Source organism: Natronomonas moolapensis 8.8.11, assembly GCF_000591055.1.
GTDB lineage: Archaea > Halobacteriota > Halobacteria > Halobacteriales > Haloarculaceae > Natronomonas > Natronomonas moolapensis.
This window is the reverse complement of sequence record NC_020388.1, coordinates 903,598-916,957: the sequence shown is the minus strand read 5'-3', so window position 1 is coordinate 916,957 and position 13,360 is coordinate 903,598. Positions and strand designations below refer to the sequence as shown.

Below are 13,360 nucleotides of genomic sequence, written 5' to 3'. Positions count from 1 at the left end.
GAGTGGCCCGTGATCGTGGAGTGTTGTAGCGACACTGAGCACGACTGCTTTGGCGTTCTCACTCCGGAGTTCTACGTCGAGCCACGTTTGAAACGCATCGGACACGTCTTTCTCGGCCGTTTCGGTTCCTCCCGTATTCGAATCACTTGCGGTCGATATACGTGACGATGTGACTCACGGATTCCCGTGCACATCTACTGTCATTCGTAGCTCAGCCGGCGTCCAGTTGGGTTTCTGGCGTGGTCTCTCTGTACGAAATATGGTAGCAATACCTACGAGCGCAGCGGCGAAAAAAACACCTATTCGGCCGCCGTCGCTATCGTGTGTATGTCGACTCAAGAGTGGGCCCGCGGACGCGTCCCCGAATTGACCGTTCTTCTCTCGGCCGTTTCGCTCGCACTCGTCTTCGGTGCGGTGCTGCGGATGATCCCGGCGGGCGTCCTCCCGCGCTCGGAGGCGCTTTTGACCCTCGTCCCACACCTCAACGCGGCCATCAGCGTCGCCGCGATCGGGACCATCCTCTCTGGGGTTCGGGCCATCAGGCGCGGCGACGTCGCTCGCCACCGGGTCCGGATGCTCGCCAGTTTCGGCCTCTTTGCGGCCTTCCTCCTGTTGTACCTCTACCGCGTCACTATCCTCGGGCCGAGCGACTTCCCCGGCCCCGAGGCCGTCCGGACGTACCTCTATTTGCCGTTTCTCGCCGTCCACGTCTCGCTGGCGGTGGTTTGTGTCCCGTTCGTCTTCTACGCGCTGTTGTCCGCCGGCACGCACTCCGTCTCGGAACTCCCCGGAACGAACCACCGGCGAGCGGGCCGCATCGCCGCGACGCTCTGGCTCGTCTCCTTCTCCATGGGACTCGTCATCTACGCGCTGTTGTACCACGTGTACTGATCCACGGGCGGCCGCGCCACGGGCTGGCCTCGAGGGCGCGGAGCGGCCCCTCGGTGGGCGACGCTGCCGGGACGTGCCCGTCTTAGAACCCTTTGAGCGTATCGAGGTCGTGTTCCGTCCGGGCGAACTCCGAAAGCCGACGGCTCGCGTGACACGCGGGGCAGTGAAACGTCCGACTCGGGTCGGGGAGGTCCTTGGGGGATTTTTCCCACGTCTTGCCGCACTCGGGGCATAAGAGTCTGGCGTACGTTTCCATACCGCCCGTAACGACCGGCAGGTATGAAAACTTTTGTCACGGCTTCCGCCCCGAGTTCGGGTGTCGACTCGCGCGAACAGCGCTCAAAACCAGTAGTACGGCCGTCTCGGGCGGTTTCGTCCCGGTCCAACCGCCTACGCCGTCACGACGTCGCCCGCCTCGAGCAGTTCTTTATACCGGTTGCGGATGGTGACCTCGGAGATGTCCGCGACCTCCGAGACGTCGTTTTGTGTGACCTTCTCGTTGCAGAGCAACGCGGCGGCATACACCGCGGCGGCGGCCAGCCCCACCGGCGACTTCCCGGAGAGGAGCCCGTCGCCACGGGCGGCCTCGATGAGTTCGCGCGCGCGGCGTTCGACCTCGTCGGAGAGACCGAGGTCGCTGACGAACCGCGGGATGTAGCTCTCCGGGTCCGCCGGCTTGACCTCGAGGTTCAACTCCCGGATGATGTAGCGGTACGTGCGGGTCAACTCCATCCGATCCACGCGGGAGACGCGCTCGATCTCGTCGAGGCTGCGCGGGATGCCGGCCTGTCTGGCGGCGGTGTACAGCGCGGCGGTGGAGACGCCTTCGATGGAGCGTCCGGGGAGGAGGTTGTCGTCGAGCGCGCGGCGGTAGATGACGGAGGCGGTTTCGCGGACGTTTTCGGGGAGACCGAGCGCGGAGGCCATCCGTTCGATTTCGCCGAGGGCTTGCTTGAGGTTGCGCTCCTTGGAGTCCCGCGTGCGGAAGCGCTCGTTCCAGGTCCGCAACCGCTGCATCTTCTGGCGCTGACGGGTCGATAGCTGCCGTCCATAGGCGTCTTTGTCCTGCCAGCCGATGTTGGTGGAGAGCCCCTTGTCGTGCATCATGTTGGTGGTGGGGGCGCCGACGCGGGACTTTTGATCCTTCTCGGCGCTGTCGAAGGCGCGCCACTCCGGCCCGCGGTCGATCTCGTCCTCTTCGACGACGAGCCCGCATTCGGTACAGACCGTCTCCCCGTGCTCCGAATCGGCCTCTAGACGGGCGTCACACTCCGGGCAGGTCGTGGTGTCCTCGGCGCTGTCGGTTCGTTCGGTCGGGTCGGTTCGGCTCTCTTCTACGTGGGTTCTGAGTTCAGTGTTGCTCATGATGTGATGGGTTACGTCCGTCTCCGGAGGCGGGAAAACCGAAGAACCCGGGGCGGACCGTTCCTGATATAATGTTAGTGCGAAAACTATTTAAATGTTTCGCCTATTTCGGGGCTAACACCGGCGTATTCAGCCGTTTCAGCTGTATTGTGCTATTCGTGCTATTCCGCTCTGTGGCGCGCAGCGGCGACGGTCTATAATAAATATTGTTCCAGTTCCCACGACCGGCGTCGGGGGCTCTCGTTCCCCGAAGCGCGGGGCTTTTGCGTCGGCGGTGCCGAAACTGCGTATGCTTACATTCGTCGGACTCGGGCTCTACGACGAGCGGTCGGTCGCGGCCGACGGCGAAGCGGCCATCGCCGATGCCGACCGCGTCTTCGCGGAGTTCTACACCAGTACGCTGGCGGGCGCGACCGTCGGCGAACTCGAATCGTATCACGGCGTGGAGATCGACGTCCGGGATCGCCCCGACGTCGAGGAAGACCCCGAGGCGATCCTTGAAGCCGCCGAGTCGGGCGACGCAGTCTTCCTCACCGCCGGCGATACGATGATCTCGACGACCCACGTCGACTTGCGCCTGCGAGCAGCCGACCGTGGGATCGACACCCGAATCGTACATGGAACGACCGCCGACGCGGCGGCCGCCTCGCTGAGTGGCCTGCAGAACTACCGGTTCGGCAAGGCGACGACGCTGCCGTTCCCCTACGCCCACGGCGGGGACGGCGTCCCCGGCAGCGTCCTCGATACGATCGCCGACAACCGCGAGCGGGGACTCCACACGCTCGTCTATCTCGACATCAAAGTCGGCATCGGACCGTCCGGCCCGGACCCCGACCACGAGGCGTACATGACCGCCGACCACGCGGCGGGGCGGCTCGCCGAGGACCTCGACGGGATCGGCGTCGTCGTCGCCCGCGCCGGCGCTCCGGACCCCCTCGTGGCGGCCGACCGGCTCGAGGCCCTCGCCGGCCGGTCCTTCGGTGATCCGCTGCACCTGCTCGTCGTTCCGGGTGACCTCCACGTCGTCGAACGCGACGCACTCGTCGAACTGGCCGGTGCGCCCCCGGAGGCCCTTCCGGACCCCGTCTGAGCGCCGCTCACCAGTAGATCTCCGACGCCCGGTGGCGGTCGTTGTACGCGTCGAGTCCCTCGCCCAACACGCCCGTCAGCCGGAAGTCGTCGTACATCGTCGTGTGGGTGTAATCGACGAACGTCATCGGGAACCGGAGGCCGTCGTCGACGCGGATCGCGCCCAGAAGGCCCGTGAACGCGTGTTTGTGTCGCCTATCGATCACGTAACAGGCGGCGATCGGAGCAGCCTGACGGGCCGGCGAAACGGCGTGTAGGGCCTCGATCGACCGATACACCAACTCCCAGCAGAAGATCCCGGTCCCGTCGGATTCGAGCAGCGCCTCGAATTCGACCGCGTCCTCGAAGTACTGCCGGAGGTCGGCCGCCCCCAGGATGACGTTGTCCTCTATCGAACCGGCGAGATACCGCGGAACGTCGTAGTGGGTGTGTTCGCGGAACCCGCCGACGAGTCCCTCGACGACGGCCGCCGGGTCCGAGGGGTCGACCCCGGCGAACCGCCCGACGAGCCCCGGATCGACGGTCCGGTCCCAGTTCGTACGGATCGCGGTGACGACCTCCGGCCGCGGTTCGCCGTCGTCCATCCGGTCGAAGAACGCCGGCGGATCGTGGAACTCGAAGGCGTACGTTCCGGCCCGGACGGCGGCGGCGTCGGCGAACAACTCGCGGAGACGGCCCCCGAATCCGAGCCGCGAGTCGAGTTCCTCGACATCGGCGGGGTCGTCGTCGAACGACAGGGTGGTCTCGCCGTCCACGACGATCCCGTCGCCCGCGAGCCGGACGCGGGTCCCACCGATCGATTCCTCGTACGTCGGCACCAGTCGCTCGGCCGCGAGCGCGGCGAGGTCCTGTTCTTCGAGGTTCGTCCCCATGCCGAACCGGCCGTATCCGAGGACGGTGTTGTACAGCGCCTTCGCGCCGCCGACGGTGGCGACCGACGCGCCGCCACCGAGCAACACGCGGCGCCGGGTGACCCCACCGGCTTTCCCGCCGCCGTCGTCCCCGCTGTCGTTCACCGTTCGCTCTCACCCCCGTCGGGTGCGGTTTCCGGCGTCCGGAGACGGACGTCCCGGCCCAAGAGCACGGAGAGCAGTTCCTCGCCGATGTCGAGCAGCTCCGGCACCCACCGCGAGACGAGGAAGGCAATGCCGACGAGTGCGAACACCGCAAGCCCCTGCGAGAGGATCCGGTCCGCGACGAAAAACGAGACGCGCGATGCGTCCGAGAGCCCGAACAGGAGCATGACCGGGCCCTCGAGCCACTGGATCGCAAACCACTGGTAGCCGTTGGCCACGGCGATGAAGACGTTCCGGCCGATGTTGAGGACCCAGATGACCGCGATCGACACCGTGGCTGCGATCGCTTTCTTCGGGCGCGCGGCGTCGACGGCGGCGATCAGGCCGCCGAAGATCGCTATCGATCCGATCCCGGTGCAGGCGAAGACGATACGGGAGGCCTGCCCCGTTTCCGGGAACCAGAAGGTGTTCATAAACGTCGTCTCGCCGGTCGGGTCCTCGACGAACCGAACGCCCTCTCCGATGCCGAGTACGTCGATCACGGCCGCCGTCTGGGTCGCGACGGTCTCGATCAACACCCGTCGGGCGACGTAGGAGGTCTCGAACGGCAGGTAGATGATCGTCATGAATGCGATCGCCCGAGAGAGCGTCAACAACGACTCGCGACCGCCGTAGAGTTGCCACCCGACGTACAGACAGGCCGGGACGGCGACGACGACGAGGACCGTCTGGATCGCGCTCCGGTGGATCAACGCGAAGTGGTGTATCAGGAGGAACCAGAACACGGCGAACAGTCCCCACGCGCCCGCCGTCACCGGAACGGCGAGATCGCGTCGGTCCCGTCGGTCCAACACGACGCCGGCGACGAAGACCGCCATCACGATCCACGCGAGCACGTCGGTGTAGGGCAACACCGAGAACTCGGTGAGCGACTGCGTGGAGAGCGACATTACCGCAACGATACACCACGAGGGGTATATGTCTTATCGTCGGCTGCCGGCGGGCCGCACAGGCGTCTGCCGGCAGATGCGTGTCGGTCGCGGGCGACCGCCGCATCGGAGCGCCCTCACTGCGAAAAGACGCTGTCGGCCGTCGCCGCACCCACGACGCTGAAGATCGCGCCGACGCTCACGGTTTTAAATATCGTCACGGCGATTGCGCCGTTCGACTCGGTTCCTCGGAGGAAGGTGTCAGGAGCGTCGAACAGCGCCGCCAGGATCACTACCGAACCGAACGAGACGAGCATCAACGAAATGAACCGGAGCGGAATCCCGCCGACGTTCTGCTCGTCGTCGGGATCCCGGTTGGTGTCCGCTTTATAAAGGGTCGCGTACCCGATGGCGAACACCACACCGACCGTCGCCAGGGCGTGAAAGACGCTCATGTTGGCGGCCAGCACCCACACCTCTTCGGTGACGACGAACGGCCCAGCCAGCAGGAACCCGCCGACGAGCTGCTGGGCGGAGTCGGCTACCCGGAACCCCCGGGGGCGGCTGGGACGTTTGAGCTTCATGTCGGGTCGTACCCCACCGATGCAAATAACTCCACCCCTCATGACGGCGTTTTTGACTCCTCGCGCCTCCGAACGGCGCTTTCATCCACGGGTCCGTCTCACTTCCGGGCGACGATCCGGAGGACGTCCTCGTCCCAGAGTTCGTGATCGCGGCCGACCTGCTGGTCGTCGTGCTTCGCCGAGGGGCCGCTCACGCGGGCGAACCGAAAGCGGTCCTCGAAGCTGCCGCCGAGTTTGTGCAACGCGTCGTCGACGGTGTTTTGCGTCTCGGTCAGGATGAGCGGCTCCTCGCGGTCGACGCCGCGGCCCGGCTTGTCCATGTAGATGCGGATGAGTCCGAGGTCGTTCCAGACGGTTTCTTTCAGGGAGTCGAGACCGCGACCGTCCTCCGCACTGATAAATACGGTGTCCTCGGGGTCGATGTCGTGGCGTCGGAGGTTCTCCTTGACCGTCTCGACGTAGCTCGGGTCGATCAGGTCGACCTTGTTGACCGCGACGGCCGAGGGGAGGTACTCGCGGTTGTCCTGCAGCGAGTCGACCAACTGATCGATCGTGAGGTCCTCCCGGATCGTCACGTCGGCGTTGACGTAGTCGTACTCCCGGAGGACGCCCATGATCGTCTCGTCGTCGAGGCTCACCCGGTCCGAGGTGGTGAGGTTGATACCCCCCTTGATTTTCTTGCGGATGTTGACCTGGACGGGCTCCGTGTCGAGTCTGACCTTGTTCTTGTACAACTCCTGATACAGCCGTTCGTACTGGTCGATCTCGAACGCCGAGAGGACGAACAACACCAAATCGGCGGTTCGGACGACCGAGAGGACCGCCTGGCCGCCGCCGCGGTTCTCGGCGGCTCCCTCGATGAGCCCCGGCACGTCGAGCAACTGGATGTTCGCGCCGCGGTAATCGAGCATCCCGGGGTTGACATCCAGCGTCGTGAACTCGTAGGAGCCGACCTCGCTGTCGGCGTTCGTCAGGGCGTTGAGGAGCGTCGATTTGCCGACGGATGGAAACCCGACGAGCGCGACCGTCGCGTCGCCGTGTTTCTCGACGGCGTATCCGCCGCCGCCGCTCCCGGAGGACTGCTGGCGCTCCAGCTTCTCTTTTTTTTCCGACAGCTTGGCCTTCAGCCGACCGATGTGCTGTTCGGTCGATTTGTTGTACGGGGTGTCGGCGATCTCCGCCTCGATCGCCTCGATCTCCTCTTTGAGCCCCATTAGGGGAGACGTATCGTCGGTGCCGAAAAAGGCGTTCGGTTGGGACCCGTCCAGCGTCGGGTGCGCGCGATTCCGCGACGATCGACCCCCGGGCGTCGGGACACACAGTCATATGTGCCCCCCGTCCGTATCGGGCGTATGGACGGCAAACGGGCCCTCGCGGCCACGCTGCTCTGTGCCGGGGTCGCGTTCGTGGGCGTCTTCCATCTCGTCTTCTCGACGGTTTTCGGCTACGGGTTCAGAACGGTCAGCGTGGGTCTCATCGCGGCGGCGGTGTTCGGAATCCTGGTGGTCAACGCCTGATCGGGTCGGGTCGGGTCGGGTCGGACCGGGTCAGGTCGGGTCGGACCGGGTCGGATCGGATCGAGGCGCCCCCGGCGCCGATCCCCCCGCTTCAACAGCTTCATCAACAGGCGGAACCACTCACATACCGATGGCCGACCCCGCCAGCCTCCGCGACAGCACCCAGATCGTCCTCCCGCCCGATACGCCCGACGGGCTTCACCGCGACCTCGAGTCCGAGTTCCCCGTCACCGTCACCGACGAGGAGGCGACCGCCCGCATCATCGGGAGCCCACTCGCGATCAAGGACGTAAGCCAGTACCTCGCCCGACACGGCGTCGCCATACCCTGAGCCCGCGCCCGTCGGGTGCGTGCGGCTACCATGCCGGCCCGAATCGACAACCCTTAAAACCACCGCGACACTCAATCCGTATATGGCTGGAACTATCGAAGTACTCGTCCCCGGCGGGCAGGCCAACCCCGGGCCGCCGCTCGGCCCCGAACTCGGCCCGACCCCGGTCGACGTGCAGGCGGTCGTCAACGAGATCAACGAGCAGACGGCGGCGTTCGACGGGACGGAAGTCCCCGTCACCGTCGACTACGACGACGACGGCTCGTTCGGTATCGAGGTCGGCGTCCCGCCGACGGCCGCGCTGATCAAGGACGAACTCGGGTTCGAGACCGGCTCGGGCGAGCCCAACGAGGAGTTCGTCGCCGACATGAGCGCCGAACAGCTCAAAACGGTCGCCGAACAGAAGCTCCCCGACCTCCTGGCGTACGACGCGCGTAACGCCGCAAAGGAGGTCGCCGGCACCTGTGCGTCACTCGGCGTCACCGTCGAGGGCGAGGATGCCCGAATGTTCAACGAACGACTGGAGAACGGCGAGTTCGACGGGACGTTCGACGAAGCGAAGGCGGCGGCCTGAGCGAGTCGAACGGGTTGCGGCACGAGCGGAGTGACGTGACGCTGTGACTTCGACGAAGCGAAGGCGGCGGCCTGAGCGAGTCGAACGGGTTGCGGCACGAGCGGAGTGACGTGACGCTGTGACTTCGACGAAGCGAAGGCGGCGGCCTGAGCGAGTCGAACGGGTTGCGGCACGAGCGGAGTGACGTGACGCTGTGACTTCGACGAAGCGAAGGCGGCGGCCTGAGCGAGTCGAACGGGTTGCGGCACGAGCGGAGTGACGTGACGCTGTGACTTCGACGAAGCGAAGGCGGCGGCCTGAGCGAGTCGAACGGGTTGCGGCACGAGCGGCCTTTCGGCAGTTCTTTTAGGTGCCGAAACCGACGGGAAGGTATGGTAGCGCTCGGACTGGTGGTCGCGCAGTTCAACAAGGAGCGGCCGGTGACCCACGAGATGGAGTCACGGGCCCGGGACGCCGCCGACGAGGCCGGCGCCGAGATACTCGAGACGATCGAGGTGCCCGGCTCCTACGACACGCCGCTCGCGGCCGACCGGTTGGCCCGCCGTCCAGAGATCGACGCCGTTGCGGTCCTCGGCGCGATCGTCACCGGCGACACCGATCACGATCGAGTGATCGCCGATTCGGCCGCCGGCAGGCTCACCGACGTCTCCCTGGACCGTGACACGCCGGTCACGCTCGGGATTACCGGCCCCGGAATGAGCCAGGCGGAGGCCGAAGAGCGGACCCACCACGGCGCGAGCGCCGTCCGAAGCGCTATTTCACTCGCGGAGGAACTCGATACACTATGACAATGCAATTCACCGAGCGCGTCGGGCGGGTCGAACCCAGCGCGACGCTCGCGATCAGCAACCTCGCATCGGAACTCGAAGCCGACGGCGTCGACGTCGTCGACCTCTCGGTCGGCGAACCCGACTTCCCGACGCCGGAGAACGTCGTCGAGGCCGGCAAGGACGCCCTCGACGCCGGTCACACCGGCTACACGCCCTCGAACGGCATCCCGGGGCTCAAAGAGGCCATCGCCGAGAAGCTCGATTCGGACGGGCTCGCGTACACGACCGACGAGATCATCGTCACCCCGGGTGGCAAGCAGGCCCTCTACGAGACGTTCCAGACGCTCGTCGACGACGGCGACGAGGTCGTCCTCCTGGATCCGGCCTGGGTCAGCTACGAGGCGATGGCGAAGCTGGCCGGCGGGGAACTCTCCCGGATCGACCTCTCCGGTTCGGGCTTCCAGCTCGAGCCGGTGCTCGACGACCTCGCGGCGACGGTCTCGGACGACACCGAAGTGCTCGTCATCAACTCGCCGTCGAACCCCTCGGGGGCAGTGTTTACCGATGCCGCCCTCGAGGGTGTTCGCGACCTCGCGGTCGAACACGACGTGACGGTCATCTCCGATGAGATCTACGACGCGGTCACCTACGGGGTCGAACAGACCTCCCTCGGCTCCCTCGAGGGAATGGGCGACCGGACGGTCACGATCAACGGCTTTTCGAAGGCGTACTCGATGACCGGGTGGCGGCTCGGCTACCTCGCCGCCCCCGAGGCGCTCGTCGAACAGGCGGCAAAGCTCCACTCGCACTCGGTGTCGTGTGCGGCGAACTTCGTCCAACACGCCGGGATCGAGGCGCTGGAGAGCACCGACGAGGCGGTCGCGGAGATGCGCGACGCCTTCGAGGATCGACGCGATATGCTCGTCGAACTGTTCGGCGAGCACGGCATCGACGTCCCCGTCCCGGACGGCGCGTTCTACATGATGTTGCCCGTCGATGACGACGACCAGGCGTGGTGTGAGGGGGCCATCGAGGAGGCCCACGTCGCGACCGTCCCGGGCAGCGCCTTCGGGACGCCCGGCTACGCGCGACTCTCCTACGCCGCGAGCGAGGACCGGCTCCGCGAGGCCGTCGATCGGCTCGCCGACGCCGGCTACTTATAAATCGGAGTGTACGTCCGGGTCGGCAGCCGGAAATCGATTTACAAACAAACGGCAAAGATCGACAGCTACACGACCGTCATCCGCCGGCTGCATAGCGAATAAAAAGGATCGGCGCCGAGCGCGCCGTGTCTCCGTTACTCCTCTAGGGCGTCGCCGATGCGCTCGATCTCGCGTCGGATGTCGTGGAGTTCGTCGCGGACCTTCCGGACCTCGCGGACGAGTTCCTCGTTGCCGGCCTCCTCGTCTCCGGCTTCGGCGGGACCGCCCATCCCGGGCGGGCCGCCGCCCATGCCGCCGGGACCGCCACCGCCGCCCATCATCCCGCCCATCATCTGCGCGAAGGGGCTGCCGCCCATCCCACCGCCGCCCATGCCGCCGGGACCGCCACCGCCGCCCATCATCTCCTGCATCTTCTCCTCGCGGCTCATCTCCTCTCCGTCGCCCTCGCCGCCTTCCTCGGAACGTTGTTGTCTGATCTCCTCGACGCGCTCGCGGAACGACTTCTCTTCGTCCCCGCTTTCGCCCTCGGCTTCGGACTCCTCTTCGTCTGTCATACCCGCTCTTTCGGCTCCCGACAAAAAAGTCCACAGGTTACGGGCGAGACGTGAGCAACGGTCAGCCGAACGACCCGAGATTCGACTGCAACGCCCGCGTCTCCGCCCCCGGTTCGAGTTCGTACCCGACCAGCGACCGCATATCGACGGCGAAGCGACCCCCCGAACGCTCCACGACGAGTACGCGACCCTTCGTCCCGAGGACGGTTCCGGCGGCGAACGTGTCGGGGATCGGCGCGGTGTCGAGTCCGAGGCCGTACTCGAAGTCGTAGGTCGTCTCGACGTCGAACCCCTCGAGCAGTCGCTCCCACGCCCTCTCGTCGACCCCGAGACCCATCCCCTCGACCTTCGTCGCGACGCGGACCGAATCCGGAAGTGGCGTCGTGGCCGCAATTTCGGCTTCGAGTTCCCGGGCGATCCGGCCGTCGGCGACGCGTCCGACGACCGCGCCCCGATCCGCACCCTGCTCGCGGAGCCGGATAGCGGGATCGGACCGTCCAGTCACGCCGACTTTGAACGTCGCCGGCGCGAAGGCCGCCAGGTAGATGACGTGGTCGGTGTGACAGTCCATCTCCCGCTTCAGGCAGGTCCCGGTACACTTCGCACAGACCCACGTCGAGTCGTGCAGTTCGCAGTACGGCGCCGCCGGAGCGACACAGGGCAGGTGTTCCTCGTCGTCTATCGCCCCGGCACAGTGTCGCTCGCCGAGCGTGTACGCGAGTTCCCGCCCCGGTGTGAGCGGTTCGCGCTCCAACTCGCCCTGGCTCGCGAGAACCAACGCCGGCTCCGCGTCCGCACGAGCGCCCGTCCGGTAGTCGACGACCTGCACGGGAGTGGGTAGTCGCGGGAGCGATTTATCGGTTGGGACCGCGGCTCCGAACGCGGGACAGTTGTTTTTATGAGCTGGGTGTGCCGGACACAAGCGAGCGCTCGACTTCTTCCGCCTCTTCGCGCCACGTCTCAGCGAGCTCCAGCCACGCTTCGTCGGCGATTTCCTCGGGGGCAGCCGATTCAGTGTCCTCGAGTTCCGCCTCAACGGACTCGAAGTCTTCTCGCGCCAGCCGGACTTGATCGAGCTCTGGGACCGTGGCCTGCCACATCAGATCTACAGCGCCCTGCATCGTTTCGAGCTGTTCCAACTGCCAGTCGATCTGGTTCACCTTGTCGCCGATCCCGTCAGTCACCGTCCCCCACTCGCCAAGTAACTCTTCGATCTCTCCGTGGAGTGTGTCTGCAGGCTCGAGATCATCCTGCTCGGGGCGATCGCGCTCACTGGCTTCGTCATCATCCCAAACATTCCACTCTTCATCGAGTTCATTAAAAATTCCGTGAAGGTGTTCTTGACACTCGGCGAGATCTTCGACCATCGTGATATTACGCCGCAGCGTTTGAGTTCGTTCGAATTCATCTCCATCAAGTCGTCCCTGGACGTCATACGCACGCTCTTCCCATCGTTCGGCCTCATCCAGCTCGTCCTCGGCGTCGGTGACGTCGATCTCCATACTGGGGAGGACATGGAGAAGCGTTGCCCCATCCCCCTCGTACGCAGCTCGCTCACCGTAGGCTGCGAGCGCATCCTCGATATACCCGACAGAGCGCTCGTAGTACGCTTCCCACTGATCCAGGGCGCTAAGCGGTTGGTCTCTGATGTCCACCTCTGTTTCGGAGCGATGTGTCGTCCCATCCACGTCAGCCGTGACGGTGACGGTTCGGGTCCCCGGTTCGACGTCGCTTGCGGAGAGCTCCACCTCGTACGGTGACCCATCGTCCGCCGTGACGGTAGCCGTCGTCTCCGAGCGTACTGTGTCGCCATCTCGGAGTTGGGCAGTCAAATCGAACTGGTCAGTGTCGTTCGTCGTGTACGCCACCGCAATCACGACGGCGGTTGTTCGCTCAGACGGTGTCGGGAGCGATAGGTCTTGTTCGCTCACGCGCGAGAGCGACAGCGAGTCGATCACGACCGGCGGGTCTGGTTCGGGAGTCTCCGTCGGTGTCGATTCAGGTGTGGATGTCTCTGTCGGCGTGTCCGTTATTTGATCCGATCCATTCCCATCACCATCAGTACTCCCACCACACCCCGAGAGCGCGACCGAAGCGGCCGCACCCGAGAGGGCAAGGTACCTACGTCGGCGCATCACCGGTGTATCTGCCACCACATATATAAATCCGAACTAGATCTAGTCGTTTCGTCACAGCGCCGGCACCGAGATACCACTTCATATATCGGCTCAAACGTGGCGTATGCTCGAAACGGCGCTGGAGGTGACCGTCGTCGCGGCGTTACGTTCGATCTCTCCGTCGTCAACGCTGGAAGCACGCCGATCGAGCTGACGTTCCAGGACGCCTGCAGGGCCGACTTCGAAGTGTATCGGGACGGCGACGAGATATGGCGCTACAGCGACGGTCGGACTTTCGAACAGTCGCGTACCGAGGCGAACCTCCAGCCCGGCGAGGCGGCGACGTTCGGGGGGACGTGGCCCGATCCGGAGCCTGGCGACTACACCGTCGAGCCGACGCTCCGCGTCAGCGAGCGGAGTGTCTCGGCCCGGACGCCGTTTTTGATGTAGGCCGTGCCCG

At 65.5% G+C, this 13,360-nt stretch carries 17 protein-coding genes; 8 read left to right on the top strand and 9 right to left on the bottom strand.

What is annotated here, in order from left to right; translation table 11 throughout:
- Positions 1-327: 327 nt before the first annotated feature.
- Complete coding sequence (locus tag NMLP_RS04580) at positions 328-891, top strand: DUF420 domain-containing protein (RefSeq protein WP_015408965.1); 564 nt, start codon at positions 328-330, stop codon at positions 889-891.
- A gap of 82 nt (positions 892-973) precedes the next feature.
- Here the strand turns inward: NMLP_RS04580 and NMLP_RS15585 are convergent, their stop codons facing one another.
- Together NMLP_RS15585 and NMLP_RS04575 are read right to left on the bottom strand one after the other, a co-directional pair.
- On the bottom strand, positions 974-1,147 hold the full coding sequence (locus NMLP_RS15585) for a DUF7836 family putative zinc-binding protein (RefSeq protein ID WP_015408964.1): 174 nt from the start codon (positions 1,145-1,147) through the stop codon (positions 974-976).
- Positions 1,148-1,281: 134 nt separating this feature from the next.
- Positions 1,282-2,256, bottom strand: coding sequence for a transcription initiation factor IIB (locus NMLP_RS04575; protein ID WP_015408963.1), 975 nt, complete (start codon positions 2,254-2,256; stop codon positions 1,282-1,284).
- Between the two features lie 289 nt (positions 2,257-2,545).
- Between NMLP_RS04575 and dph5 the strand changes: the two genes are divergently transcribed.
- Entirely contained in the window at positions 2,546-3,346 is an 801-nt protein-coding gene (gene dph5, locus NMLP_RS04570) for a diphthine synthase (RefSeq protein WP_015408962.1), read from the top strand.
- Positions 3,347-3,353: 7 nt separating this feature from the next.
- On the opposite strand, the gene NMLP_RS04565 is transcribed toward dph5, so the two are convergent.
- The 4 genes from NMLP_RS04565 to NMLP_RS04550 form a co-directional block, all read right to left on the bottom strand.
- On the bottom strand, positions 3,354-4,361 hold the full coding sequence (locus NMLP_RS04565; RefSeq protein WP_015408961.1) for a hypothetical protein: 1,008 nt from the start codon (positions 4,359-4,361) through the stop codon (positions 3,354-3,356).
- Complete coding sequence (gene artA, locus NMLP_RS04560) at positions 4,358-5,311, bottom strand: archaeosortase A (RefSeq protein ID WP_015408960.1); 954 nt, start codon at positions 5,309-5,311, stop codon at positions 4,358-4,360. The genes NMLP_RS04565 and artA overlap by 4 nt, the downstream gene beginning before the upstream one ends.
- A gap of 116 nt (positions 5,312-5,427) precedes the next feature.
- Complete coding sequence (locus NMLP_RS04555; RefSeq protein WP_015408959.1) at positions 5,428-5,874, bottom strand: DUF2391 family protein; 447 nt, start codon at positions 5,872-5,874, stop codon at positions 5,428-5,430.
- Between the two features lie 98 nt (positions 5,875-5,972).
- Complete coding sequence (locus tag NMLP_RS04550; protein WP_015408958.1) at positions 5,973-7,088, bottom strand: OBG GTPase family GTP-binding protein; 1,116 nt, start codon at positions 7,086-7,088, stop codon at positions 5,973-5,975.
- 138 nt (positions 7,089-7,226) lie between these two features.
- Here NMLP_RS04550 and NMLP_RS15375 point away from each other — a divergent pair, with 138 nt between their 5' ends.
- The 5 genes from NMLP_RS15375 (at position 7,227) to NMLP_RS04530 (ending at position 10,229) form a co-directional block, all read left to right on the top strand.
- Complete coding sequence (locus tag NMLP_RS15375; RefSeq protein ID WP_160169577.1) at positions 7,227-7,391, top strand: hypothetical protein; 165 nt, start codon at positions 7,227-7,229, stop codon at positions 7,389-7,391.
- 130 nt (positions 7,392-7,521) lie between these two features.
- The gene (locus tag NMLP_RS04545) at positions 7,522-7,722 is read left to right on the top strand and encodes a VNG_1110C family protein (protein ID WP_015408957.1); all 201 of its coding nucleotides are present in this window, start codon (positions 7,522-7,524) and stop codon (positions 7,720-7,722) included.
- Between the two features lie 82 nt (positions 7,723-7,804).
- Complete coding sequence (locus tag NMLP_RS04540; RefSeq protein ID WP_015408956.1) at positions 7,805-8,296, top strand: 50S ribosomal protein L11; 492 nt, start codon at positions 7,805-7,807, stop codon at positions 8,294-8,296.
- A gap of 371 nt (positions 8,297-8,667) precedes the next feature.
- A complete protein-coding gene (gene ribH / locus NMLP_RS04535; RefSeq protein ID WP_015408955.1) occupies positions 8,668-9,084 on the top strand; it encodes a 6,7-dimethyl-8-ribityllumazine synthase in 417 nt (138 codons plus the stop codon).
- Positions 9,081-10,229, top strand: coding sequence for a pyridoxal phosphate-dependent aminotransferase (locus tag NMLP_RS04530; protein ID WP_015408954.1), 1,149 nt, complete (start codon positions 9,081-9,083; stop codon positions 10,227-10,229). Before ribH ends, NMLP_RS04530 begins: the two co-directional genes overlap by 4 nt.
- A gap of 134 nt (positions 10,230-10,363) precedes the next feature.
- On the opposite strand, the gene NMLP_RS04525 is transcribed toward NMLP_RS04530, so the two are convergent.
- From NMLP_RS04525 to NMLP_RS04515, 3 genes are all read right to left on the bottom strand, one after another.
- Positions 10,364-10,783 (bottom strand): hypothetical protein, encoded by a 420-nt coding sequence (locus tag NMLP_RS04525; protein WP_015408953.1) that lies wholly within the window; start codon positions 10,781-10,783, stop codon positions 10,364-10,366.
- A gap of 61 nt (positions 10,784-10,844) precedes the next feature.
- A complete protein-coding gene (locus NMLP_RS04520; protein ID WP_015408952.1) occupies positions 10,845-11,612 on the bottom strand; it encodes a DUF2797 domain-containing protein in 768 nt (255 codons plus the stop codon).
- Between the two features lie 67 nt (positions 11,613-11,679).
- Entirely contained in the window at positions 11,680-12,918 is a 1,239-nt protein-coding gene (locus NMLP_RS04515) for a hypothetical protein (RefSeq protein ID WP_015408951.1), read from the bottom strand.
- A 99-nt stretch (positions 12,919-13,017) separates the two neighbouring features.
- Between NMLP_RS04515 and NMLP_RS15370 the strand changes: the two genes are divergently transcribed.
- Positions 13,018-13,350 (top strand): BsuPI-related putative proteinase inhibitor, encoded by a 333-nt coding sequence (locus tag NMLP_RS15370; protein ID WP_015408950.1) that lies wholly within the window; start codon positions 13,018-13,020, stop codon positions 13,348-13,350.
- Positions 13,351-13,360 lie beyond the last annotated feature (10 nt).